Source organism: Brevundimonas sp. FV1ye29L, from assembly GCF_058681095.1.
In genome coordinates this window covers 1457516-1479455 of record NZ_CM178730.1, presented here as the reverse complement: position 1 = coordinate 1479455, position 21940 = coordinate 1457516, and the positions used below count along the sequence as shown (strand labels likewise).

22 protein-coding genes are annotated in these 21940 nt (G+C 69.0%); 13 read left to right on the top strand and 9 right to left on the bottom strand.

All coding sequences use genetic code 11. The annotated features are described in order from the left end of the window. Nucleotides 1-11 precede the first annotated feature (11 nt). From ACW17W_RS07285 to ACW17W_RS07275, 3 genes are read left to right on the top strand one after another with little or no spacing between them, the layout of a single operon-like run. Complete coding sequence (locus ACW17W_RS07285; RefSeq protein ID WP_492080090.1) at nt 12-1463, top strand: lipopolysaccharide biosynthesis protein; 1452 nt, start codon at nt 12-14, stop codon at nt 1461-1463. Next, complete coding sequence (locus ACW17W_RS07280) at nt 1460-2395, top strand: glycosyltransferase family 2 protein (protein WP_492080089.1); 936 nt, start codon at nt 1460-1462, stop codon at nt 2393-2395. Before ACW17W_RS07285 ends, ACW17W_RS07280 begins: the two co-directional genes overlap by 4 nt. 1 nt (nt 2396) lies before the next feature. Beyond that, the gene (locus ACW17W_RS07275) at nt 2397-3362 is read left to right on the top strand and encodes a glycosyltransferase family 2 protein (RefSeq protein ID WP_492080088.1); all 966 of its coding nucleotides are present in this window, start codon (nt 2397-2399) and stop codon (nt 3360-3362) included. Here ACW17W_RS07275 and ACW17W_RS07270 read toward each other — a convergent pair. Together ACW17W_RS07270 and ACW17W_RS07265 are read right to left on the bottom strand one after the other, a co-directional pair. Beyond that, nucleotides 3343-4062 (bottom strand): P-loop NTPase family protein, encoded by a 720-nt coding sequence (locus ACW17W_RS07270; RefSeq protein ID WP_492080087.1) that lies wholly within the window; start codon nt 4060-4062, stop codon nt 3343-3345. The two genes, ACW17W_RS07275 and ACW17W_RS07270, sit on opposite strands and share 20 nt — an antisense overlap. Before the next feature lie 57 nt (nt 4063-4119). Further along, nucleotides 4120-5571 carry a GumC family protein gene (locus ACW17W_RS07265; RefSeq protein ID WP_492080086.1) on the bottom strand — a complete coding sequence of 484 codons (1452 nt, stop codon included), beginning with the start codon at nt 5569-5571 and terminating at the stop codon, nt 4120-4122. Nucleotides 5572-5711: 140 nt separating this feature from the next. On the opposite strand from ACW17W_RS07265, the gene ACW17W_RS07260 reads away from it, so the two are divergent. Beyond that, entirely contained in the window at nt 5712-6467 is a 756-nt protein-coding gene (locus ACW17W_RS07260; protein WP_492080085.1) for a polysaccharide biosynthesis/export family protein, read from the top strand. 143 nt (nt 6468-6610) lie between these two features. Here the strand turns inward: ACW17W_RS07260 and ACW17W_RS07255 are convergent, their stop codons facing one another. Continuing rightward, a complete protein-coding gene (locus ACW17W_RS07255; RefSeq protein ID WP_492080084.1) occupies nt 6611-6916 on the bottom strand; it encodes a sel1 repeat family protein in 306 nt (101 codons plus the stop codon). A 193-nt stretch (nt 6917-7109) separates the two neighbouring features. Beyond that, nucleotides 7110-7829 carry a glutathione S-transferase N-terminal domain-containing protein gene (locus ACW17W_RS07250; RefSeq protein ID WP_492080083.1) on the bottom strand — a complete coding sequence of 240 codons (720 nt, stop codon included), beginning with the start codon at nt 7827-7829 and terminating at the stop codon, nt 7110-7112. Nucleotides 7830-8027: 198 nt separating this feature from the next. Between ACW17W_RS07250 and ACW17W_RS07245 the strand changes: the two genes are divergently transcribed. The 3 genes from ACW17W_RS07245 to ACW17W_RS07235 all read left to right on the top strand — a co-directional run bounded on the left by ACW17W_RS07245 (nt 8028) and on the right by ACW17W_RS07235 (nt 10393). Continuing rightward, nucleotides 8028-8603, top strand: a complete 576-nt coding sequence (locus ACW17W_RS07245) for an RcnB family protein (protein WP_492080082.1) — start codon at nt 8028-8030, stop codon at nt 8601-8603. A 159-nt stretch (nt 8604-8762) separates the two neighbouring features. Continuing rightward, the gene (locus ACW17W_RS07240) at nt 8763-9785 is read left to right on the top strand and encodes an RcnB family protein (protein WP_492080081.1); all 1023 of its coding nucleotides are present in this window, start codon (nt 8763-8765) and stop codon (nt 9783-9785) included. Nucleotides 9786-9976: 191 nt separating this feature from the next. Further along, on the top strand, nt 9977-10393 hold the full coding sequence (locus ACW17W_RS07235; protein ID WP_492080080.1) for an RcnB family protein: 417 nt from the start codon (nt 9977-9979) through the stop codon (nt 10391-10393). Between the two features lie 151 nt (nt 10394-10544). Here ACW17W_RS07235 and gatB read toward each other — a convergent pair whose 3' ends face one another. Genes gatB through gatC form a run of 3 tightly spaced genes read right to left on the bottom strand, consistent with a single transcriptional unit; the run spans nt 10545 to nt 13824 of the window. After that, nucleotides 10545-12053, bottom strand: a complete 1509-nt coding sequence (gene gatB, locus ACW17W_RS07230; RefSeq protein ID WP_492080079.1) for an Asp-tRNA(Asn)/Glu-tRNA(Gln) amidotransferase subunit GatB — start codon at nt 12051-12053, stop codon at nt 10545-10547. A 2-nt stretch (nt 12054-12055) separates the two neighbouring features. After that, the gene (gene gatA / locus ACW17W_RS07225) at nt 12056-13534 is read right to left on the bottom strand and encodes an Asp-tRNA(Asn)/Glu-tRNA(Gln) amidotransferase subunit GatA (protein ID WP_492080078.1); all 1479 of its coding nucleotides are present in this window, start codon (nt 13532-13534) and stop codon (nt 12056-12058) included. A gap of 2 nt (nt 13535-13536) precedes the next feature. After that, on the bottom strand, nt 13537-13824 hold the full coding sequence (gene gatC, locus ACW17W_RS07220; RefSeq protein WP_492080077.1) for an Asp-tRNA(Asn)/Glu-tRNA(Gln) amidotransferase subunit GatC: 288 nt from the start codon (nt 13822-13824) through the stop codon (nt 13537-13539). 116 nt (nt 13825-13940) lie between these two features. Here gatC and ruvX point away from each other — a divergent pair, with 116 nt between their 5' ends. From ruvX to pyrC, 4 genes are all read left to right on the top strand, one after another. Next, nucleotides 13941-14405, top strand: coding sequence for a Holliday junction resolvase RuvX (ruvX, locus tag ACW17W_RS07215; protein WP_492080282.1), 465 nt, complete (start codon nt 13941-13943; stop codon nt 14403-14405). Further along, complete coding sequence (locus ACW17W_RS07210) at nt 14402-15337, top strand: AEC family transporter (RefSeq protein ID WP_492080076.1); 936 nt, start codon at nt 14402-14404, stop codon at nt 15335-15337. The genes ruvX and ACW17W_RS07210 overlap by 4 nt, the downstream gene beginning before the upstream one ends. Nucleotides 15338-15515: 178 nt before the next feature. Next, on the top strand, nt 15516-16496 hold the full coding sequence (locus ACW17W_RS07205; RefSeq protein ID WP_492080075.1) for an aspartate carbamoyltransferase catalytic subunit: 981 nt from the start codon (nt 15516-15518) through the stop codon (nt 16494-16496). Next, the gene (pyrC, locus tag ACW17W_RS07200) at nt 16493-17785 is read left to right on the top strand and encodes a dihydroorotase (protein WP_492080074.1); all 1293 of its coding nucleotides are present in this window, start codon (nt 16493-16495) and stop codon (nt 17783-17785) included. Before ACW17W_RS07205 ends, pyrC begins: the two co-directional genes overlap by 4 nt. Before the next feature lie 12 nt (nt 17786-17797). Here the strand turns inward: pyrC and ubiM are convergent, their stop codons facing one another. Then, nucleotides 17798-18976, bottom strand: a complete 1179-nt coding sequence (gene ubiM, locus ACW17W_RS07195) for a 5-demethoxyubiquinol-8 5-hydroxylase UbiM (protein WP_492080073.1) — start codon at nt 18974-18976, stop codon at nt 17798-17800. Nucleotides 18977-19038: 62 nt separating this feature from the next. Next, on the bottom strand, nt 19039-19971 hold the full coding sequence (locus ACW17W_RS07190; protein WP_492080072.1) for a glycerophosphodiester phosphodiesterase family protein: 933 nt from the start codon (nt 19969-19971) through the stop codon (nt 19039-19041). A 161-nt stretch (nt 19972-20132) separates the two neighbouring features. Between ACW17W_RS07190 and plsY the strand changes: the two genes are divergently transcribed. Beyond that, nucleotides 20133-20774 carry a glycerol-3-phosphate 1-O-acyltransferase PlsY gene (gene plsY, locus ACW17W_RS07185; protein WP_492080071.1) on the top strand — a complete coding sequence of 214 codons (642 nt, stop codon included), beginning with the start codon at nt 20133-20135 and terminating at the stop codon, nt 20772-20774. Then, on the top strand, nt 20771-21868 hold the full coding sequence (gene dprA / locus ACW17W_RS07180; protein WP_492080070.1) for a DNA-processing protein DprA: 1098 nt from the start codon (nt 20771-20773) through the stop codon (nt 21866-21868). The genes plsY and dprA overlap by 4 nt, the downstream gene beginning before the upstream one ends. Nucleotides 21869-21940 lie beyond the last annotated feature (72 nt).

The following is a 21940-nucleotide window of genomic DNA, read 5'->3' as shown; positions in this document are numbered from 1 at the left end:
CGGACGCACCCATGTTCTGGAAAGGCGTCTGGGGCTATCTGCCCGCCAACATCATCCAAGGGGTGGTCGGGTTTCTGGCCATCTTCCTGTTCACGCGCCTGCTTCATCCGGATGAGTTCGGCCGCTATGCCCTGGCCTATTCCATCCTGACCCTGGCCCATGTGGCGACCTTCAGCTGGCTGGAGGCGGCCATGGCCCGCTACTGGGCGGCCCAGAAGACGGCGGCCGAAATGGCCTCCCACTTCGCCAGCCTGTACCGCATGGCCTTCGTCATGATCGCCGCCTTTGTGGTCGTGGCCGGCCTGTTCCTGTGGCTGGCGCCGCTGGAGCCCCTGTTCAAGGTCGCCGTCGCCGCCGGTCTCGCCGGCTGCCCGGTCCGCTGTCTGGCCAAGCTGGCCCAGGAGCGGTTCCGCGCCGAGGGGCAGGTCGGGAAATCCGCCACGGTCGACATCGTCACCACCATCGGCGGCCTGGTCATCGGCGTCATCGCGGCCCTGATGGGCGCCGGCGGGGCGGCGCCCCTGATCGGCATCGGCCTGGCGCCGCTGGTCGTCCTGCCCTTCCTGCTGCCGGGAGAGCTTGAACAGGCTCGTGAAGGCGTCATCGACCACGCCCGCATCCGCAGCTACGCCGCCTATGGCTATCCGATCGCCGCCGGTCTGGCCCTGGCCCTGGTGCTGGCCTCGACCGACCGGTTCCTGCTGGCCGCCTTCATGGATGAGGCGGCCGTGGGCGCCTATCATGCCGGCTACAGCATCGCCAACCGGACGCTGGACGTCCTGTTCATCTGGCTGGGCGCCGCCGGCCAGCCGGCCCTCGTCATGGCGCTGGAGCGGGGCGGTCTGGACCGGCTCAGGGAGGCCGCCCGCGAACAGGCCTCGACCTTCCTGCTGATCGGCGTGCCGGCCGCCGCCGGGGTGGCCCTGGTGGCCCGGCCGCTGGGCGAGGTCATGATCGGTCCGGACCTGCGCGAGGCCGCCGCCGCCATCACCCCCTGGATCGCCCTGTCGGCGCTCCTCTATGGCATGACCGCCTACTATTTCGGCCAGGCCTTCACCCTCGCCCACCGGACGAAGCTGCTGCTGGTCACCATGACCGTGCCGGCGATCACCAATATCATCCTCAACATCATCCTGATCCCCCGTTTCGGCGTCATGGGCGCCGCCTGGTCGACGGCGGCCAGCTTCGCCATCAGCCTGACCACGGCGCGCATCCTGGGCGGTCGGGTGATGCCCCTGCCCGTGCCGTGGGAGGCCCTGATCCGCTGTCTGGTCGCGACCGGCCTGATGGCCGCGGCCGTCGGGGTCCTGCCCTCCATCGGCGGCTTCGCGGAACTGATGCTGGACGCCACCGTCGGCGGGCTGGTCTATGCGGCGGCGGCCCTGACCCTGAACGCCGCCGGCGTCCGCGACCTGGTCGTGCGCCTGTATCGCCGCCGTTTCGGCACGGAGGCCCCCGCATGAGCCCGGCCATCCTCCATGACAGCCCGACCCGGGAGGCCGCCAGTCCCGTCCTTTCGGTCCTGATCCCGTTCCTGCGCGACGATCCCCGGGACCTGCTGGCCCGGCTCGACACCGAGGCCGCCGCCCTCTGCGGCGCTGTCGAACTGGTGGTGCTTGACGACGGAACGGCGGACATCGGCCTGACCTCGGCCCTGACGGCCGTTGTCGACGCCATGACCCTGCCGGTCCGGCTGATCACGCTCGCGGCCAATGAGGGCCGGTCGATCGGACGCAACCGCCTGGCCTCGGCGGCGCGGGGCTCCAGCCTGCTGTTTCTCGACAGCGACATGCGGCCCGATACGCCCGACTTCCTCGGCCGCTGGGCCCGGCTGGTGCAGCACTCCGCCCCGCCGGTCGCCTTCGGCGGCTTTTCGCTCAAACAGGCGCCGACGGATCGTCGCTTCGCCCTGCACCGCGCCATGGCCGCCAGCGGCGAATGTCTGGATCATCTCGAACGATCGAAGACGCCGGAGAAGTACGTCTACACCTCCAACCTGCTGGTCCGTCGCGATGTCTTTGACGCCGAGGCGTTCGACCCGGCCTTCTCCGGCTGGGGCTGGGAGGACGTCGAATGGGCCATGCGGGTGTCACGCCGCTTCCCGGTGATCCATGTCGACAACCCCGCCACCCATATGGGTCTGGACACCGCCGCCGATCTGGCGCGCAAATACGAACAGTCGGCGCCGAATTTCGCCCGGGTGGCCGCCCTGCATCCCGACATCCTGGCGGCCTACCCCAGCTTCAGGGCCGCGCGTCTGCTGAAGCGAATCCCCGGCCGGGGCCTGTGGCGGCCGGTGCTGAAACAGGCGGCCCTGGCCGAAATCCTGCCCGCCCGTCTGCGGGCCTTCGCCCTGCGCCTGTATCGCACCGCCCTCTATGCCGAGGTGGTCTGACATGGCCGCTGGACCCGTCGCCGATATCGCCGTCATCGTCCCCACCCTGCGTCGCCCGGCGGAGCTGACCCGCGCCCTTCGCTCGGTCTTCGCCCAGACGGGCGTCGCCGACCGGCTGAGAGAGATTGTCGTGGTCGACAACGACCCCCGCGCCACGGCGCGCGAGGCCGTCGCCGCCCTGAAGGCCGAAAGCCCCTGCCCCCTGATCTACACGCACGAGCCCCGCCCCGGCGTGGCCACGGCGCGCAATGCCGCGCTGGCGATGACCGGCGCCCCGCTGATCGCCTTCCTTGACGACGACGAGGCCGCCGAATCGAACTGGCTGTCCGCCCTCGTCGCCGCGCAGACCTTCACCGGCGCCGATGTCGTCTTTGGGCCGATACAGGGGCGCGTGCCCGGGGGAACCGGCTGGACGACCGCCTATCTGGAGCGGTTCTTCGGGCGACAGGGGCCCGAGGCCACGGGTCTGATCGACCATGCCTACGGTTGCGGCAACTCGCTGATGGTGCGCGCCACGGCCCTGCCCGGCGCGGCGCCGTTCGATGCGGCCTCGGACCAGAGCGGCGGCGAGGACGACGCCCTGTTCTCGGCCCTGTCGGCGCGCGGCGGCCGGTTCGGCTGGGCGGCGGACGCCTGGGTCGACGAATTCGCCCCGCCGCACCGCGCCACCCTGGGCTACGCCCTCGCCCGCGCCTTCGCCTATGGCCAGAGCCCGCCCCAGATCGCCCATCGCGCCGGAAAGCCCGCGTCCGTGGCGTTCTGGATGGGGGTGGGCCTCGCCCAGTTCCTGATCTGGGGCGCAGCCTCGCTGGCATTGGCCCTTATCGCCAGCCCGAGGCGGGCCGGGACGCTTGACCGGGCCGCGCGCGGTCTCGGCAAGGTTCTGTGGATGCAGGGGCTCGAGCCGCATTTCTATGGCGCGCGCGAGCTTGAACGGCTGGAGAAGCTCAGCCCGTCAGCCGCTTGAGGAAGCCGGGCGGCTTGTAGCGCGACCGGTTTACCACCACGCCGGCGATACGCCCGCCGACGGCCTCGATCTCGTCCCTCAGGATCACCGGCTCATTGGCCGCCGTGCTCTCGGCCGCCACGACCAGGATCGTCGCATCCACGAACGGGGCCAGGACGATGGAGACATCGCTGCGATCCGCCGCCGGGCTGTCGATCACCACCGTATCGGCGTGTTTGCGCATGGCGTCCCAGTAGCGCGGATCGGGAACGGCCTCCGCCCTCTGTCCCGACCTCAGGCTTTCCGCCCTGAAACGGGTCACGAACAGCCGTCCGCCCATCAGGGGGCGGGCGGTCAGCAACCGGGCCGGAGGGACCGGATCGCCGTCGCGACCGACCAGTTGCGGCGATACGGCGAAAAACACTGAACCGTCCGGACTGGCGGCGGTCGTTTCCCCCATGCGTCCGAAGCGTTCGGGACGGGCGGCGACGGCGTCCTGCTGACCCTGCTGGGACAGGTCGGCGTCCACCAGCCAGACCGGCTTTCGCGCCCGGACGGCGGCCAGGCGCGCAAACTCGCGCGAGACCGTCGAGACGCCCTCGCCTGCTCCAGCCGCGACGAATTGGATCACCCGTCCCCGATAGGCCGGGGACGGTCCGAGCGCGGCCAGAAGGCCGGCCATTTCGGATGTGAGATCGACCATCGAATCGTTACGCGCCACTCTGGGCTTTCAGCCTAACACGGTCATGCCCGCCAGCGATCATCCCCGCCAGACCGCTCAGGCCTTGACCGGGGTGACGGCCAGAACCGGCATCTGCAAGGTGCGCCCGACCGAGGCAGGCGTCACGAACCCGCGTCGCGTCACCACCCGCAGCAGGCCGACGCACAGGGCGGTGAAGCCCGCGAACAGGATCACCAGCGCCAGCAGCGGGGCCTTCAGGCTGGATCCGCGGGTCGGCGCCGAGGCGCGCGACAGAACCTTCACATTGTCGGCGCCCTGGGCGACCAGATCGTTGTCAGCGCGGTTCTGGGCCCCGCGCTGCTGGAACTCGCGGATGCTGGCGGTCAGGACGTCGCGATTGCCCGCCAGAACCGCATTCTCGGACTCCAGCCGGGTCAGCCGGGCCTGACGATCCCGCAATATGGTCAGCTGGGCGTCCAGTGTGGCCAGACGGTCGACCAGGGCGTCGCGATCTGCGGCGGCATTGATGCGGTTGGTCTCCAGCTCGGTCCAGACCGTGCTCGGCCCGACCCGGACCTCCTTGGGGCCGACCGTATTGCCGCCGGCGACCAGGGCCTCCTGTTCGGCGATCCGGGCCTCGACGTCGCGCACCGGCTGGGCGTCAGGCTGATAGCGCGACAGGAGCTGAGCCCGCTCGGCCCTGAGGGTCCGGATCTGGTCCTGGGCCGACATGTTCAGGTCCTGCTGCAGGGTCACCTCGGCCGGCGTATTGCGCTGTTGCTGCTCCAGCGTCGCCACCCGCGCCGCCATCTGGCTCAGCTGGGCCTGGGTCAGCATCCGGTCGGTGAAGATCGACTGATAGGTGGCCGCCGCAGCGGCCTTGGTCGTCGCAAAATCGCCGATGTCGTTGGAGGCGAGGAACTGCTCATAGTTGCGGTCCACCTCGGCCAGTTCGTCCTCGAAAGTGACCCTCTGGGCGTCGATCGCCGAGGTCGAGGTGTCCTGAAACACCTCACGCCGGTATTCCCGATAGGCGTCGATCAGGGCGTTCAGCACCCGGGCGGACTTTTCAGCGTCGTCGCTCTCATAGCTCAGGGCGATCACCGGGCTGAGCGGGGCGGTGCCGATCTCCAGACCGTCGTGGATGGATTTGATCGCGTCGCCTTCCTGTTTGGCGACGGACCCCCTGGCGGGCCGGCCCGGCTTGTGGAAGGTCTCCAGCCCCAGCGACCGCACGGCGCGCAGGGCGACCTCGCGGCTTTGCAGGATCTTGGCCTCGGTCACCGCCACCTCGCCGGGCGCCGGGGCCTGGGACGACCGTTCGGTCAGGGCCCCGACCCGGGGCTCATAGGCGTATTCCTGGCCGGCGCCCGCATAGAGGTCGGCGCTGGCCACATAGGTCTTGCGAATCGTCATCACCGCCGCAGCGCCGATGGCCGCGACCAGAATGAACACCAGCACCATGATCCAGAACTCACGGAACAGCAGGCCGATGATGTCGGCCAGTCCGTATCTGGGTCGCGCCGGTACATAGGCCGTCGATCGCATGGGCGAATCCGTGGATGAGTTAGCAGGCCAGATGCTTGGCCCACCCGCGTTAACCAGTCGTTACCCATGATTGCCGAAGGTCGCTTCACAGGCTCGACCCTGCCGATTCCCGACCTCGCTCCCTCATCCAGGCGCCCCGCATGACCGCCGACCGTCGTTCCCTCCTGATCGCCATGGGCGCTGTGGCCCTCTCGGGCTGCGGCGGCCGCATCGCCATGCCGGAGCTGGGCCTCGGCGGCTATGACAACGGCTCGGGCGGCTATGCGGGACCGGCGGGCGCCGGACCGGCCGATCTGGATTTTGCGGACTGGTCGGACGCCGAACCGGAATACCTGCTGTATCCCGGCGACGAGATCGAGGTGGCCACCCCCACCGCCCCGGAAAACACCCGCACGGTCAAGGTGGGGCCCGACGGTCGGATCGCCATGCCTCTGGTCGGTCAGGTGATGGCGGCCGACCGGTCGCTGTATGAGTTGCAGCAAACCCTTGGCGGCGCCTATGCGCGGGTTCTGGTCCGTCCCGTGGTCGAGGTCAGCCTCAAGACCGCCGGCCCGATGCGCGTCTGGGTCGATGGCGAGGTTCGGACGCCGGGCGTCTATGAGATGACCGGCGACATGGAGGCGCTTCAGGCGGTGATCCAGGCCGGAGGCGTCCTGCCTTCAGGCAAGCTTCAGAATGTGGCCCTGATCCGTCGTGGCCCGGGCAATCGTCGAATGATGCGGGTGATCGATCTGCGGCAACGGCGAGGCGACGCCATTCCCCTGCGACGCGGCGACATCCTGTTCGTGCCGCGCTCGAACCTCGGCGAACTGGCCGCCTTCTTCACCCAGGTGAAGGCCGCCCTGCCCATTGGCTTCACCTATAGCATCAACGGCCAGTACCAGCAGTTTCCCTGACTTTCGGGCCGCGGTCGTCGGCCCTGCGGGACCTCCCGACCCGACGCGGCCTGTCTCGTGCAAGCCGCCAACGATGGGGGGCCTGCGCTCAGGTAGTGAGCGACCGCGTCGCGAACGTAGCCCGGCGCAAAGCGCCCGGCCGCTTACGCGGCCAGGGTAACGGCGCCGGCGTCGATGTAGCGGCGGGCCGCCTTCTGGGCCTCGGCGATCTCCTCGCGTTCCATTTCCATGGACATCTCGCGGCGATAGACGCGGGCCTCGATCGAGCCCTTCATCGCGGCCAGGTTGAAGATCATATGGGCCGAGACCCGATCCATCGGGCAACCGCCCGAGCCGGACGAGTACATCATGCCCAGATGGAACAGCGCGTCGCCGTCCATGTCGGGCGTGGGCAGCGGCAGGGCCTGGGCCTCGCCGTCGAAATCTTGCGCCAGTTCTTGCGCGGTCATCGTTCCATCCTCCAAACGCGCCCGTTCTGGGCCCGCCTTGATATCGCCATGGAACACCCGCCGGCTTGAAGTTAAAGTTAACGCCAAATCTGGAAAAAGCTGTTTTTTGTAAAGGACTTATGAAGACTTACCGCGCTGTTCAGTCATCGTAAACGCCCCGGAAACCCCGCGTTTACGGACATGTACAGAACGGTTAACGCGCGCTCTGTCCAAACAGCGTCCGACGCGCCGCCTCGGCCTGGGCGCCCGACGCCGCCAGATTGCGTCGCAGGTCCTCGCCCAGGGCCCGGCCCGCCCGCACCGCCGGCCGCGCGCCCACCCGCTCCATCCAGGCCGCCAGATGGGGGAAGTCCGCCAGGCTCTGGCCCTGCAAGGTCGGCAAGATCCACGGCCAGGCCGCCATGTCGGCGATCGAATAGTCTCCGGCCAGATAGTCACGGTCCGCCAGCCGGCGGTCCATGACGCCATACAGTCGGTTCGTCTCGTTCGTGTAGCGTCTTACGCCATAGGCCAGATGGCGCTGATCGGCGGTCATGGCGGGCGCATACTGGCGGAAATGATGCGTCTGACCCGCCATGGGGCCCAGACCGCCGACCTGCCAGAACAGCCACTGGTCGACCTCGGCCTTGCCGCGCGGGTCCTGGGGATAGAACAGGCCCGACTTCACGCCGAGATATTGCAGGATCGCGCCGGACTCGAAAATCGCCAGAGGCTCGCCGTCCGGCCCGTCGCGGTCGACGATGGCCGGCATCCGCCCGTTGGGGCTGAGGGCCAGGAACTGCGGCGTGAACTGCTCCCCCGTCCCGATGTTCACCGGCCTCATCTCATAGGCCAGACCCATCTCCTCCAGGGCGATGGACACCTTCCAGCCGTTGGGCGTTGGCCAGTACCAGAGTTCAATGGGGCTTGGCATGGGGGATCCGCAGGTTCGGCCGCGACCCGGGCGGCCGCCGCCGGCAGGGTCTCCCGGCGGGCGCCGGGGCGTCAAGTCGCCCCCTTTGAAACCTGTCATCACCGTTCAGAACGAGTTCATGCGCCGGGTCCGATGGTGGCGTCATCTTAAACGGGGTCGGACGCCTTGAAACGTCTTCGCCCATCGGGAGGAACGAGGATGAACCGCTTTACCAAGGCCGCTCTGGTCGCCCTGGCCCTGGCCGCCACAGCCGCGCCGCTGGCCGCACAGGCGCAGGACCGTGATCGCGGCGATCGCCGCGAACAGCGTCAGGACAACCGCGGCGATCGCCGCGAGTACCGTCAGGAGAACCGCAACGATCGGCGCGACTATCGTCAGGACGATCGCAGCGACCGCCGGGATTTCCGTCAGGACTGGCGCAATGATCGCCAGGACTACCGTCAGGACGCCCGTCACGACCGTCGCTATGACCGCAACAACCGCAACTGGTATCAGGGCCGCGCGGACTTCCGCGACTATCGCGGCGCCCGGCCCGGCTACTGGTACGCCCCGAACCGCGGCTACTATCGGGTCGATCCGCGCTACGCCAACTACCGGTGGCAACGGGGCGGCTATCTGCCCTCGGCCTATCGCGGCTACTATGTGAACGATCCCTACGTCTACGGCCTGCGTCCGGCGCCCTATGGATATCGCTATGTCCACGCCGGCAGCGACATCGTCCTGATCGCCGTCGCCACCGGACTGATCGCGAGCGTCTTCGGCAATATGTACTGACCCTCGGGTCGGTGTGAGTGAGCCCCGCAAGCCTCTGGTTTGCGGGGCTTTTTCATGTCCGAAAGTTAATCTGTGACCGTCGGTTGTTCAGATACGGTTCATGGGAAAACGCCGATCCTGTGTTCAAGCCGCCCGATGGGGCGTGCGGGGAAAACGACCATGAAACGCCAATTGATGGCCTTCGCCGCCATCGCCGCCTTCGCCCTTCCGACCCTGGCGCCGCTCTCGGCCCTGGCCCAGGAACGCGGAGATCGCGGCTCCGAAGACCTCGCCCAGGCGCCCCAGCGCGACCGGGGCCGTCCGGGCCGCAGCGACAGCCCCCAGGAGCGGGCCAACCGCGCCTCCGGGGGCGTTGATCGCGCCGCCGGGGCCGCCCGACCGGCGCGGGATGAACCGCGCAGCGAGCCGGCGCGCGAGCGCCCGGCCCAGCGTCCTGACTTCGGGCGTCAGGATCGCGGCGACAGCCCCCAGGACCGCGCCAACCGCGCGTCCGGCGGCGTCGACCGCGCGATGGGCGGACAGGGCCGGCCCGACCGGCAGCCTTCCCCCCAGACCCGGCCTGATCGTCCCGCCGGCGGCTGGAACAATGGCGGCGGTCGTCCTGACCGGGACGGTCGTGACCGGGATCGTCCCCGGACGCATGACGAGATTGTTCAGGATCGCGCCAACCGCGCCTCCGGCGGCGTCGACCGCGCCAACGGCCAGGGCCGTCCCGACCGCCCGGACTCCCGGCCCGACCGGCCCAATGGCGGATGGAACGGCAATGGTCCGAACCGGCCCGGCAACTGGGACCGCAACCGCGATCGCGACCGGCACCGTCAGGACTATCGCAACCGCTTTGACAGCAACCGCTGGCAACGCGACTGGAACCGCAGCCAGCGCTCGGACTGGTGGCGCAACGACCGCCGCTTCCGCAGCTGGAGCGGCGTCCGGATCGGCTTCTATTTCGCCCCGGGCTACGGCTACTACAGTGTGCCGCGTCAGTACTATGGCCAGCGCTTCTATGAAGGCCAGTACCTGCCGTCGATCTTCTGGCGCTACCAGATGAACGACTACCGCACCTACGGTCTGGGCTATCCGCCCGAGGGGACGCGCTGGGTCTATGTCGACAACTCGATCTATCTGATCGACGAGTACGACGGCTATATCATCGACGTCGTCCGCGACTTCTGGCGCTGGTAGGCGTCCCCGGAAGGAACGAGGCCCCGGAGAGCGATCTCCGGGGCCTTTTTCGTGTCCACCGTCATGGTCGAAATCAGGTCTGATCCTGAACCCCGCGTTCAGCGCGGGTTCAGGCGAAAACCCTCAATCTTCAGACAGTCGGATTGTCTCGTCGGCCCCGGTCGGCGAGCCCTGAGGAAAGGAAACAGACCGTGTTGAACAAGACCCTGATGATCGCCGCCATTGCGGCCACCACCGCCCTCGCCGCCCCGATGGCCGCCTCGGCCCAGTCCTGGGGCGACCGCGACCGTGACGGCCGCTACGAGCGCTGGGAACGCCGCGCCGACCACAACCGCCACGACGGCGGCCGCTACACGGAGCGTGAGCGATACAATGACTGGCGTCGCGGCGTCCGCGACCAGCGTCGGGACTACCGTCAGGACTATCGCCGCTGGCAGCGCGGTGCGGTGATCCCCCACGACTACCGCCGTCACTGGTACGTCAGCGACTACCGCCGCCACGGCTGGCGCGCCCCGCCGCGCGGCTATGGCTATTACCGGACCGACACCGGCGACATCGTCGTCGCCGCCCTCGCCACCGGCGTGATCCTGTCGCTGTTCAACAACTAGGACATCTGACGTCCGTCATCCTCGGGCTTGACCCGAGGATCGGATGTTCTTCATCCGGAACGGCAAAGGGGCGCTCCATCGTTGGAGCGCCCCTTCTTCTGTCCCCTCGGTCCCCGCCCGATCCTCGGGTCAAGCCCGAGGATGACGGCGGTTACAACCCCAGCTTCGCCTTCAGGATCTCATTGACCGCCGCCGGATTGGCCTTGCCGCCGGTCGCCTTCATCACCTGACCGACGAACCAGCCCAGCGCCTGGGGCTTCTCGGCCACCGCCGCCGCCTTGTCGGGGTTGGCGGCGATGATCTCGTCGATGGCGGTCTCGATGGCGCCGGTGTCGGTGACCTGTTTCAGCCCGTGCTTTTCGACGACCTCGGCCGGCGAGCCCTCGCCGTTCCAGACGTGGTCGAACACCTCCTTGGCGATCTTCGACGAGATGACGTCGGTCTCGATCAGCTCGACCAGCTGGGCGACATGGGCCGCCGGCAAGGGGTTCTCGCTGAAGTCCTTGTTGGCCAGGGTCAGCCGGGCCGAGACCTCGTTGGTCACCCAGTTGGCCACCAGCTTGGCGTCGCGCCGCCCTGTTCCACATCCTTGGGCCGCCGCCTCGAAATAGTCGGCCTTGGCCTGGTCGGAGATCAGCACCACCGCGTCGTACAGCGACAGCCCATAGTCGGCCATCAGCCGCTTGCGCTTGGCGTCGGGCAGTTCCGGCAGATTGGCCCTGATCTCGTCGATCCAGGCCTGTTCCAGCTCCAGCGGCAACAGGTCGGGGTCGGGGAAGTAGCGATAGTCCATCGCCTCCTCCTTGGACCGCATCGACCGCGTCTCGTTCTTCGTGGGATCGTACAGGCGCGTCTCCTGATCGATCTTGCCGCCGTCCTCGAGGATCTCGATCTGGCGCCGGGCCTCGTGGTTGATGGCCTGGGAGATGAAGCGGAACGAGTTGACGTTCTTGATCTCGCAACGCGTGCCCAGATGGCTGAATTCGCCCGTCGCCTTGAACTTCGCGTACTGGCCGTCGCGGCACACCGAGACGTTGACGTCGGCCCGCAGATTGCCCTTCTCCATGTCGCCGTCGCAGGCGCCGAGATAGATCAATATGGTCCGGATCTTCTTCACATAGGCCACAGCCTCTTCCGGCGACCGAATGTCCGGACGCGACACGATCTCCATCAGGGCCGTGCCCGCCCGGTTCAGATCGACATAGGAATGGGTCGGCGACAGGTCGTGGATCAGCTTGCCTGCATCCTGTTCCAGATGCAGACGCTCGATGCCGACGTTGAAGAACTCCCCGTCCTCGCCCTCGACCTCGACGACGCCTTCACCGACGATCGGATGGTAAAGCTGGCTGATCTGATAGCCGGTCGGCAGGTCGGGATAGAAATAGTTCTTGCGGTCGAACTGGCTGAACAGATTGATCTTGGCGTTCAGGCCCAGGCCGGTCTTCACCGCCTGTTCGACGCAGTGCCGGTTCAGCGTCGGCAGCATGCCGGGAAAGCCCGCATCGACCAACGAGACCTGGGCGTTCGGCGCGGCGCCGAAGCCCACGGCCGCCCCCGAAAACAGCTTGGCGTTCGACGCCACCTGGGCGTGGATCTCCAGCCCCATGACGATTTCCCAAAGGCCGGTCCGGCCCTGGATGAGTTTGGATGTGTCGGTCATGCTCACCACCACTTCTCCGCCTTGCCGGTGAACCCGGCGGCCCGTTCCAGCGCCCCGGCGACCTGGAAGACCGTCGCCTCGTCCAGCGCCTTGCCGATGACCTGCAGACCCAGGGGCAGGCCGTTGGCGTCCACGCCGGCAGGCACCGAAATGCCCGGCAGGCCGGCGAGGTTGGTCGTCACCGTGAAGACGTCGTTCAGATACATCTTCACCGGATCGATCTGCTTGTCGCCCAGGGCAAAGGCGGCCGACGGCGTCGAGGGCGTCAGGATGGCGTCGACCCGGTCCCAGACATTGTCGAAGTCCTCGGCGATGCGGCGACGCACCTTCAGCGCCTTCACATAGAAGGCGTCGTAGAACCCGGCCGACAGCACATAGGCGCCGATGGTCAGGCGGCGCTGGACCTCCTTGCCGAAGCCCTCGGCCCGGCTGGTCTCATAGAGGTCGTTCAGGCTGGTCGGCCCCTCGGCGCGATGGCCGAACCGCATGCCGTCATAACGGGCCAGGTTCGACGAGGCCTCGGCCGGCGCCACGATATAGTAGGTCGGCAGGGCATATTTGGTGTGCGGCAGGCTGATGTGGACGATCTCGCAACCGGCGTCCTTGAGCCATTCGATGCCCTCGGCCCAGATCTTCGACATCTCCTCCGGCATGCCGTCGACGACATATTCCGAGGGCACGCCGATACGCAGACCCTTGACCGACTTGCCGACGAACGGGGTCCAGTCGGGCGTCGGAATGTCGAGGCTGGTCGAATCCCTGGCGTCGAACGAGCACATGGAGTTCAGCAGCAGGGCCGCGTCCTCGACGGTCTTCGCGATCGGCCCGGCCTGGTCCAGCGAACTGGCGAAGGCGACCATGCCGTAGCGGCTGGCCCGGCCGTAGGTCGGCTTGATCCCCACCGTGCCGGTGAAGGCGGCCGGCTGGCGGATCGACCCGCCGGTGTCCGAGGCTGTCGCGGCCAGGCACAGGTCCGCCGCCACCGCGCTGGCCGATCCGCCCGAGCTGCCGCCCGGCGTCAACAGACTGTTCGAATGCGTTGATTTCCAGGGATTGACCACGGGCCCAAAGGCCGAGGTTTCGTTGGACGAGCCCATGGCGAACTCGTCCATGTTCAGCTTGCCCAGCATCACCGCCCCGTCGCGCCACAGGTTGGCGGTGACGGTCGATTCATAGGGGGGCACGAAGCCGCGCAGCATGTTCGACCCGGCCGTCGTCTGGACGCCCTCGGTGCAGAACAGATCCTTGACGCCCAGGGGCGCGCCTTCCAGCACCCCGCCCTGCCCGGCCGCGATCCGGGCGTCGGACGCCTTCGCCATATCGATCGCCTTGTCGGCCGTGACCTCGATGAAGGCATTCAGGGTCGGGTTGGCGGTCTCGATCCTGGACAGGAAGGCGCGGGTGATCTCTTCGGACGAGAAGGCCTTGGACTTCAGGCCGTCGACGGCGCCCTTGAGGGTCAGTGTGGTCAAATCGCTCATGACTATTCGACCACCTTGGGCACGACATAGAATCCTTCGGCGGCGCTGGGCGCGTTCGACAGCACGTCGGCCGCCTTGTTGCCGTCGGTGACCACGTCGTCGCGCAGGCGCAGCGGCTGGCTGACGTTGGACGTCATCGGCGCCACCCCCTCGATATCCACCTCGTCGAGCTGCTCGATCCAGGCGAGGATGCCGTTCAGCTCCTGGGCCAGCGGCTCCAGCCGGTCCTCGGGGGTCTTGATGCGGGCGAGGTGCGCAACCTTGCGCACGGTCGCGGCGTCGATGGCCATGCGGCCCTCCAGTCGTCCGTCGTGGGGTGGAATGAACCGCCGGGATTAGCCGTCCGGTCGCGGATTCACAAGGTTTGCGCCTTCGCAACAGGAACATCGTGGCCTATGCAGCCGCCGTGCCCGTCCTCGACCTGACCGCCCTGCCCGCCGCCTGTCCGCCGAACACGGCCTGGATGGGTCTGGATCTGGGCGAAAAGACCATCGGCGTGGCGGTGTCCGACACCAGCCGGATGATCGCCAGCCCGCTGGAACTGATCCGCAAGTCGAAGTTCACCTTTGAGGCCGAGCGGCTGTTCAAACTGATGGATCACCGCAAGGTCTCGGCCCTGATCATCGGCCTGCCGTTGAACATGGACGGGACCGAGGGGCCCCGCGCCCAGTCGTGCCGCGCCTTCGCCCGCAATCTGGAGCGGCTGCGCCCGATCCCCATCGCCTTCCAGGACGAACGGCTGTCGACCAGCGCCGTCGAACGGTTCCTGATCGGGGAGCTGGACCTGAACCGCAAGCGCCGGGCCCAGGTCGTGGACCGCACCGCCGCCGCATGGATCCTGCAGGGGGCCCTGGACCGTTTGCGGATATGACCGCCCTGATCGCCGGCATCCTGCCGGTCTTCGTCCTGATCGCCCTCGGCTATGGACTGCGCAAGTCGAACTTCCTGCCCGACGCCGCCTGGCGGCCGATCGAGAAACTGTCGATCAACTGGCTCTATCCGGGCTTCCTCGTGCCCGCCATCTGGCATGCCGACCTGTCGGGCGGCAGCGCCCCGGCCGCGGCCGGGGCCGCCGTCGTCGCCATCCTGATCGTTTCAGCCGGCGCCCTGCTCGCCAAACCCTTCCTGACGATCGAGGGCCCCGCCTACACCAGCGTCTTCCAGGGCGTGATCCGCTGGAACAGCTTCGTCTTCCTGCCGGTCATCCAGTCGGCTTATGGCGAGCGCGGACTGGCCCTGGCGGCGGTCATGATCGCCTGCATCATCCCGGTGACCAATATCGCCTGTGTCGCCGTCCTGGCCCGCTGGGGCGCCGACCAGCGCGGCGTCCGCCCGCTGGCCCTGATCAAGGCCATGCTGGCCAATCCGATCCTGATGGCCTGTCTTCTGGGGCTGGCGCTGAATTTCGCCCGCGTTCCCCGCATCCCCGGCATCTCCGAGACCCTGGCGCTGCTCGGCGCCGGGGCCCTGCCCCTGGGCCTGATCGTGGCCGGCGCCGGCCTCAGCTTCGCCGAGGTGGCCCGGCGGAAATGGACCATCGGCGCCGTCTCGGTCGTCAAACTGGGCGTCATGCCGGCCCTGATGTGGGGGCTGTGCGTCCTGTTCGGCGGCGACGAACTGGCCCAGGGCCTGGCCCTGCTGTGCGGCGCCGCGCCCGGGGCGGCCGCGGCCTATATGCTGGCCCGCCAGATGGGCGGCGACGCCCCGCTGATGGCCGGGATCATCGCCCTGACCACCGTCGGCAGCGCGGTGATGATCCCGATCCTGCTGGCGGTATTCCAACTGGGCCAGGGCGTCACATAGCTTTGCCGGAAATCTGCGCCCGGACGCTTCGCATCCGAACCGATTCCGCTGGGGGCATTTGCGCGAAATCTGCGCCCGGACGCTTCGCATCCGAACCGATTCCGCTGGGGGCATTTGCGCGAAATCTGCGCCCGGACGCTTCGCATCCGAACCGATTCCGCTCTATAGCCAGACCTTGATGACCCAGCTGACCGTGACCGAGCCCGAAATCCTCGAACGGCTGGCTCCGTTTCCGACGCCCCACTTCCTGTCCGCCGGCGATCTGAACGCCCCCACCGCCATGGCCCTGCTGGACCTGGCGGACGCCTTCGTCGACTTCAATCGCCAGTCGTCAAAAACCCTGTCGCTGCTGCGCGGACGGACGGTGGTCAATCTGTTCTTCGAGAACTCGACCCGCACCTCCTCCTCCTTCGAGATCGCCGCCAAACGGCTGGGCGCCGACGTCGTCACCATGCCGGTGGGCGCCAGTTCGGTGAAGAAGGGCGAGACCCTGATCGATACGGCGGTCACCCTGAACGCCATGAAGCCGGACATTCTGGTCATCCGCCACGGCGCCTCGGGCGCGGCGGCCCTGCTGAGCCAGAAGGTCGGCTGCGCTGTCGTCAACGCCGGCGACGGACGCCATGAACATCCGACCCAGGCCCTGCTGGACCTGCTCAGCCTGCGCCGCGCCTTTGGTGACGTCACCTCCCTGACCGTGGCCATCTGCGGCGACATCACCCACAGCCGGGTGGCGCGGTCCAATATCATCCTGCTGTCGATGCTGGGGTGCCGCGTCCGCCTGGTCGGCCCGCCCACCCTCGTGCCCGGCGACGCCGACCGCTGGGGCTGCGAGGTCTTCCACGACATGCGCGAGGGGCTTGCAGGCTGCGACGTCGTCATGATGTTGCGCCTGCAACTGGAGCGGATGGAGGGGGCTCTGGTCCCCTCGACCCGCGAATATTTCCGCTTCTGGGGTCTGGACCGGGAGAAACTGGCCTGGGCCGCGCCGGGCGCGAAGGTGATGCACCCCGGGCCGATGAACCGGGGGGTGGAGATCGATTCCGACGTCGCCGACGACCGGTCGGTCAGCCTGATCCAGGACCAGGTCGAGATGGGCGTCGCCGCCCGCATGGCCGTGCTGGCCGCCCTCTCCGCCCGGATCGGAGACGACCGATGATCGCCGCCGCACCCTCCCCACTGGCCATCGTCAACGCCCGCCTGCTGGACCCGGCGTCTGACTATGACGGCCCCGGCGCCGTCCTGATCGAGAACGGCCGGATCGTCGAGGTCGTGCACGGCGCCGCCACCGAACGTCCTGCGGGGGTCGAGATCGTCGACGCCGGGGGCCTGTGTCTCGCCCCCGGCCTGATCGACATCCGCGTCAGGACCGGCGAACCCGGCGCCGAGCCGCGCGAGACCCTGAAGTCCGCCAGCCTGTCGGCGGCGGCGGGCGGCGTCACCACCATCGTCATCCAGCCCGACACCGATCCGGCCATCGACGATCCGGCGATGATCGAGTTCATCCAGCGGCGCGGCGCGGCCCTGAACCTGGTCAATGTCCGGGCGGCCGGGGCGGCGACGCAAGGACGCGACGGGCTGCGCATGGCCGAGATCGGCCTGATGGATGAGGCCGGCGCCCTGTATTTCACCGATGGCGACCATGTCATCGCCAACAGCCGCACCCTGCAAAGGGTGATGAGCTATGCAGCCTCGTTCAACACCCTGATCGCCTGCCGTCCCGCCGACCCCTGGCTCAGCGAGGGCGCCGTGGCCACCTCGGGCGAGATGGCGACCCGGCTGGGCCTGTCGGGCGTCCCGGCCATCGCCGAACGCATCCAGCTGGAGCGCGACCTGGCCCTGGTCGAACAGACCGGCGTCCGCTTCCTCGTCGACCAGATCTCGACCGAAGGCGCGCTCGAGACCCTGGCCCGGGCGCGCAAGCGCGGGCTGGAGGTCTCGGCCTCGGTCTCCATCAACCACCTGTGTTTCAACGAACTGGACATCGGCGACTACCGGACCTTCTTCCGGCTGGACCCGCCGCTGCGCGCCGAATCCGACCGTCAGGCCCTGATCGAGGCCGTGCGCGAGGGTCTGATCGACATCGTCACCTCGGCCCACGCCCCGGCCCCGGCCGAGGACAAGCGCCGACCCTTCTCGGAGGCCATGCCCGGCGCCGTGGGTCTGGAAACCCTGCTGCCGGCCATGCTGTCCCTGCATCACGAGGACGGACTGGACCTGCTGGACGTCCTGCGCCCCCTGACCGCCGGCCCCGCCGGCGTCCTGGGTCTGGACAGCGGCGTCCTGGCCGCCGGCGCCCCGGCCGACCTCGTCCTGTTCGACCTCAACGCCCCGGTGGTCATCGACGCCTCCACCCTGAGGTCCAAGTCCCGCAACTCCCCGTTCGACGGCCGCAGGCTTCAGGGCAAGGTGACCGGGACCTGGGTCGCGGGCCGCCGGATTTTCTGACCCGGCCCCGCCTCAGGCGGTCAGCATCCGCCGGATCGCCATCCGGAACGGCGCCGCGGCCTGGGCCGCCCTCAGGGCCGCGCCCCGCGCCAGACGCATCGGCGGGGCGTCGTCGGTGAACAGTCGCAAAAGCGCGCGCGTGGCCTGAAACAGCGGCAGGGCCGCCTGCCTGTGCCGGGCCTCATAGCGGGCCATCAGACGGGCCGAACCGATATCGCCCCCCCGCGCCGACAGGATCAGCCTGGCCAGGGTCTCCTGGCCGAGCAGGCCCAGGTTGAACCCATGGGCCGTCACCGGGTGCATCCCCACGGCGGCGTCGCCGATCAGGGCGAAGCCCTCGCCCGCGAAACGGCGGCTCCAGCTCGTCACCAGCGGATAGGCGTGACGCGCGCCCAGCAGTTTAAGCCCGGTCCGCCGGCCCTTCAGCCGGCGCTCGACCTCGGCGTCAAAGGCGTCGGGCGGCAAGGCGGTCAGGGCGGCGATCTTGGGCGCATCCAGCGTCAGGACGACCGAGGACACCCGCTCCTCCGCGTCGGCGACGGGCAGCAGGGCGACGGTCTGGCCGTGGTCGAACCACTCGGTCGCCACATGGCCATGGGGCTGGTCGTGGCGCATGCGGCAGACCAGCATGCTGCGGCCCAGCCGGTCCATGTCCGCGCCTATGCCCAGCAGATCCCGGACGCCCGAGAACCGGGAATCGGCGACGACCACCAGACGCGCCTGCAACCGCTCGCCGTCGTCCAGCGTCAGGGTCCCCCCCGCCCCGGCCGCGATCTCGCACCCGACCACCCGGCGTCCGCAGACCAGGGTGACATCCGCCTGATCCGCCACCAGATCGATCAAGGCCTTGCGGATCAGGTGGTTGGAGATCAGAACGCCCAGCCGCTCACCGGCGCCGGCCTCGAATCTCAGGGCGAAGGGCGAGGCGCCGTCCAGGACGCAGGCCTGCCGCAGGTCCGAGATTTCCCCTTCCGGAATACGCTCCCAGACGCCAAGCGCTTTCAACGTCCGCATCGACCGGTGGGTCAGGGCGATCTCGCGGCCGTCCGGCCCGGGATTGTGCAGCACCGCCGCGCCCTGGGCCTCGACCACGGCGATGGACAGGCCGCTGGTCCGCAGCGACCGCGCCAGGGCCAGACCGGCGGGCCCCGCCCCGACCACGGCGACATCGAACGAAAGAGGATCCGTCATGGGCGCGACATTGCCGCCATCACAGGGCGGCCGGCCTTGATCCAGCGCAAAGGCGGATGGGGTCAGACACCCCCCAGACAGGCCCCGGCCTTCGCCGTCTCGGCCGCCAGCACACGCTGCACGACCAGGGGCGTATCGGTGGCGATGACGGTGACTCCCTCCCGGAACAGGTTGCGGTACTCCGACGGATCCCCGTCGGCCGCATACTGGTCGTCGCGACGCCGTCCGGCAGGCCCCAGCGTCCCGAACTGGACCTCGACCCCGCGTTCGCGCAGCGCCCGCCACAGCCCGGGCCGTTCCTCCCGCGTGCCGGTCCAGGCCAGCACCTGGGCCGCATTCAGTCCCTCGAGATCCGACGGCGACGACAGGCCGACCGACAGCATCATCTCGGGCGCCAGGGCGGCGACAGCCCGCGCGGTCGCGTCGGAATAGGTGATCAGGATGACCCGGTCCTGCGCGCCTGCGCGCCGCACCTCGGCCACCACGGCGCGGGCCAGCATCATCGTCGCCGCCTCATCCGAGGGCTTCAGGTCGATGGAGGCGATGGCGCCCACCCGCCCCGCCGCCGCCAGGGCCTCGGCGAGGGTCGGCGGGGCCTCGTCCAGCGTCCGGCCGCCCGGCGTCTTCAGCCGCGCCGACCGGACCTCGGCCAGCGTCAGGTCCGAGACCTTGCCGCGACCGGTCGTGGTGCGATCCAGCCCCTCGTCGTGCATCAGCACCAGCCTTCCGTCCCGGGTCAGGGCCGCGTCGATCTCCACGATCGCCCCGGGAATGGCCCGCCCGGTCGCCTCGATCGACGAGACCGCGTTCTCGGCCGCCTCGGGCGAGATCTGCCCCCGGTGCGCCGAGATCACCACACCCCCGTCCCGCATGCAGTCGAAATACCCCGCCAGGGCCGGGCCGGCGGGGGGCGCCGGCGCCGCCCCGCCCTCCATGGCGCACCCCGACCCGGCCAGAAGCACCGCACCGGCGACGATAAGGATGGATCGGTTCATGGGTCGGACTCCTTGGGCGGGCAGACATTCGCCAAGCGGGTCGCGGGGTCAAGTGACGGGCTCACGCCCCCCCGGGATCGCCACCCGTCGGGGCGGACACCCTTGCCCCCCGGCCACGCCCGACGCATCTTGGCCTGTATCTCAATCGAGGAGCGAATCACGTGCAGGATCTGGCGGCGGCGGCAATGGGCTCACTGGCCCTGGCGGCGGCGGGCGGCTATCTGCTCGGCTCGATCCCGTTCGGGGTGCTGGTCACCCGACTGGGCGGCGCGGGCGACGTGCGCCAGATCGGCTCGGGCAATATCGGCGCGACCAATGTCCTGCGCACCGGCCGCAAGGATCTGGCCCTGGCCACCCTGTTGCTCGATGCGGGCAAGGGGGCGGTCGCCCTGCTTCTGGCGCGCTGGCTGCTGGGCAGCGAACTGGCCGGCTGTATCGCCGGCGGCGCGGCCTTCCTCGGCCACCTGTTCCCGGTCTGGCTCAGGTTCAGGGGCGGCAAGGGCGTGGCCACCTTCTTCGGCCTGTTGCTGGCGGCCCACTGGCCCCTGGGCCTGATGGCCGGAGCGACCTGGCTGATCGTCGCCTTCGCCCTGCGCTATTCCTCGCTGGCGGCCCTGATCGCCGCCGCGGCGGCCCCGGCGTTTTCGCTGCTGCCCCTTCCTGCCGCAGGCCTGCCGGTGTCGGGCGCCATCACCGGTCTGGCCCTGCTGACGGCGGTGCTGATCTATATCCGGCATCATGAGAACATCGGTCGCCTGCTGAGAGGCGCCGAGCCGCGGATCGGGGCGGCAAAGGCCGGATGATGCCCGGGCCGCTCGACGACACCGAGCGGTTCGCACGTCTGAGACTGGCGCGCACCGATCGGGTCGGGCCCGTGTCCTTCCGACAACTGCTGCAACGCTATGGAACGGCGGTGAAGGCGCTCGACGCCCTGCCGGCCCTGATGGCCCGGGGCGGCCAGACCGGGCGCGGAACCGGCGACATCCCCTCGACCGGCCAGATCGGCGCCGAGATGGACGCCGGCGCCCGCATCGGGGCGCAGCTGGTGGTTCTGGGCGACGCCGGCTATCCGCCCCGCCTCGCCGCCGTCGACCCGCCGCCGCCGGTCCTGTGGACGCGGGGCCGGACCGATCTGCTCTCACAACAGGCCGTCGCCGTCGTCGGCGCCCGTATCGCCTCGGCCGGCGGCCAGAGGATTGCGCGAGGGCTCGCCGACGGCCTCGGCCGGGCCGGCTTCGTCGTCGTGTCCGGCCTGGCGCGCGGCATCGACGCCGCCGCCCACGCCGGCGCCCTGGACAGCGGCACGGTCGCAGTCCTCGGCGGCGGGGTGGACGACATCTACCCCCCGGACAATACCGACCTCTATGCCCGGATCGTGGAACAGGGCTGCATCGTCTCCGAAAGCCCCATGGGCGCCCGGGCCCAGGCCCGCGACTTCCCCCGTCGAAACCGGATCATCTCCGGCCTGTCGCGCGGCGTCATCGTCGTCGAGGCCGAGTTGCGGTCCGGCTCCCTGATCACCGCCCGTCTGGCCGCCGAACAGGGCCGCGACGTCTTCGCCGTGCCCGGCTCGCCCCTCGACCCGCGTTCAAAAGGGCCCAATGACCTGCTCCGTCAGGGCGCGATCCTCTGCGAGGGGATCGACGACGTGCTGCGCGCCTTCGAGACGCTGAGAACGCTGACGGAGCCGCCGGCCGAGGCTTTCGACATGTCGACCGACGACCTCGATCCTGCGCTGCTGGATCGGATCTCCGCCCTGCTGTCCCCGACACCGACGCCGAGAGACGAACTGGCGCGAGCCTGCAGCCTGCCTGTCCAGGTCGTGGCCGCAGCCCTGCTGGAGCTGAGCCTGGCCGGCCGGGCGACCCTGCTCCCGGGCGGCCTCGCCTCCGACTGATCGGGTCGTCGAACAGGGGTTCGGCGACGGTCACCGTTCCTTAAGGGGGCGTCGGCACTATCGCCGGATCGT

Coding starts and splice junctions, on each gene's coding strand:
- ACW17W_RS07285 (WP_492080090.1), top strand. CDS start 12: ATGTTCTGGAAAGGCGTCTGGGGCTATCTGCCCGCCAACATCATCCAA.
- ACW17W_RS07280 (WP_492080089.1), top strand. CDS start 1,460: ATGAGCCCGGCCATCCTCCATGACAGCCCGACCCGGGAGGCCGCCAGT.
- ACW17W_RS07275 (WP_492080088.1), top strand. CDS start 2,397: ATGGCCGCTGGACCCGTCGCCGATATCGCCGTCATCGTCCCCACCCTG.
- ACW17W_RS07265 (WP_492080086.1), bottom strand. CDS start 5,571: ATGCGATCGACGGCCTATGTACCGGCGCGACCCAGATACGGACTGGCC.
- ACW17W_RS07260 (WP_492080085.1), top strand. CDS start 5,712: ATGACCGCCGACCGTCGTTCCCTCCTGATCGCCATGGGCGCTGTGGCC.
- ACW17W_RS07255 (WP_492080084.1), bottom strand. CDS start 6,916: ATGACCGCGCAAGAACTGGCGCAAGATTTCGACGGCGAGGCCCAGGCC.
- ACW17W_RS07250 (WP_492080083.1), bottom strand. CDS start 7,829: ATGCCAAGCCCCATTGAACTCTGGTACTGGCCAACGCCCAACGGCTGG.
- ACW17W_RS07245 (WP_492080082.1), top strand. CDS start 8,028: ATGAACCGCTTTACCAAGGCCGCTCTGGTCGCCCTGGCCCTGGCCGCC.
- ACW17W_RS07240 (WP_492080081.1), top strand. CDS start 8,763: ATGAAACGCCAATTGATGGCCTTCGCCGCCATCGCCGCCTTCGCCCTT.
- gatB (WP_492080079.1), bottom strand. CDS start 12,053: ATGACCGACACATCCAAACTCATCCAGGGCCGGACCGGCCTTTGGGAA.
- gatA (WP_492080078.1), bottom strand. CDS start 13,534: ATGAGCGATTTGACCACACTGACCCTCAAGGGCGCCGTCGACGGCCTG.
- gatC (WP_492080077.1), bottom strand. CDS start 13,824: ATGGCCATCGACGCCGCGACCGTGCGCAAGGTTGCGCACCTCGCCCGC.
- ACW17W_RS07210 (WP_492080076.1), top strand. CDS start 14,402: ATGACCGCCCTGATCGCCGGCATCCTGCCGGTCTTCGTCCTGATCGCC.
- ACW17W_RS07205 (WP_492080075.1), top strand. CDS start 15,516: ATGACCCAGCTGACCGTGACCGAGCCCGAAATCCTCGAACGGCTGGCT.
- pyrC (WP_492080074.1), top strand. CDS start 16,493: ATGATCGCCGCCGCACCCTCCCCACTGGCCATCGTCAACGCCCGCCTG.
- ubiM (WP_492080073.1), bottom strand. CDS start 18,976: ATGACGGATCCTCTTTCGTTCGATGTCGCCGTGGTCGGGGCGGGGCCC.
- ACW17W_RS07190 (WP_492080072.1), bottom strand. CDS start 19,971: ATGAACCGATCCATCCTTATCGTCGCCGGTGCGGTGCTTCTGGCCGGG.
- dprA (WP_492080070.1), top strand. CDS start 20,771: ATGATGCCCGGGCCGCTCGACGACACCGAGCGGTTCGCACGTCTGAGA.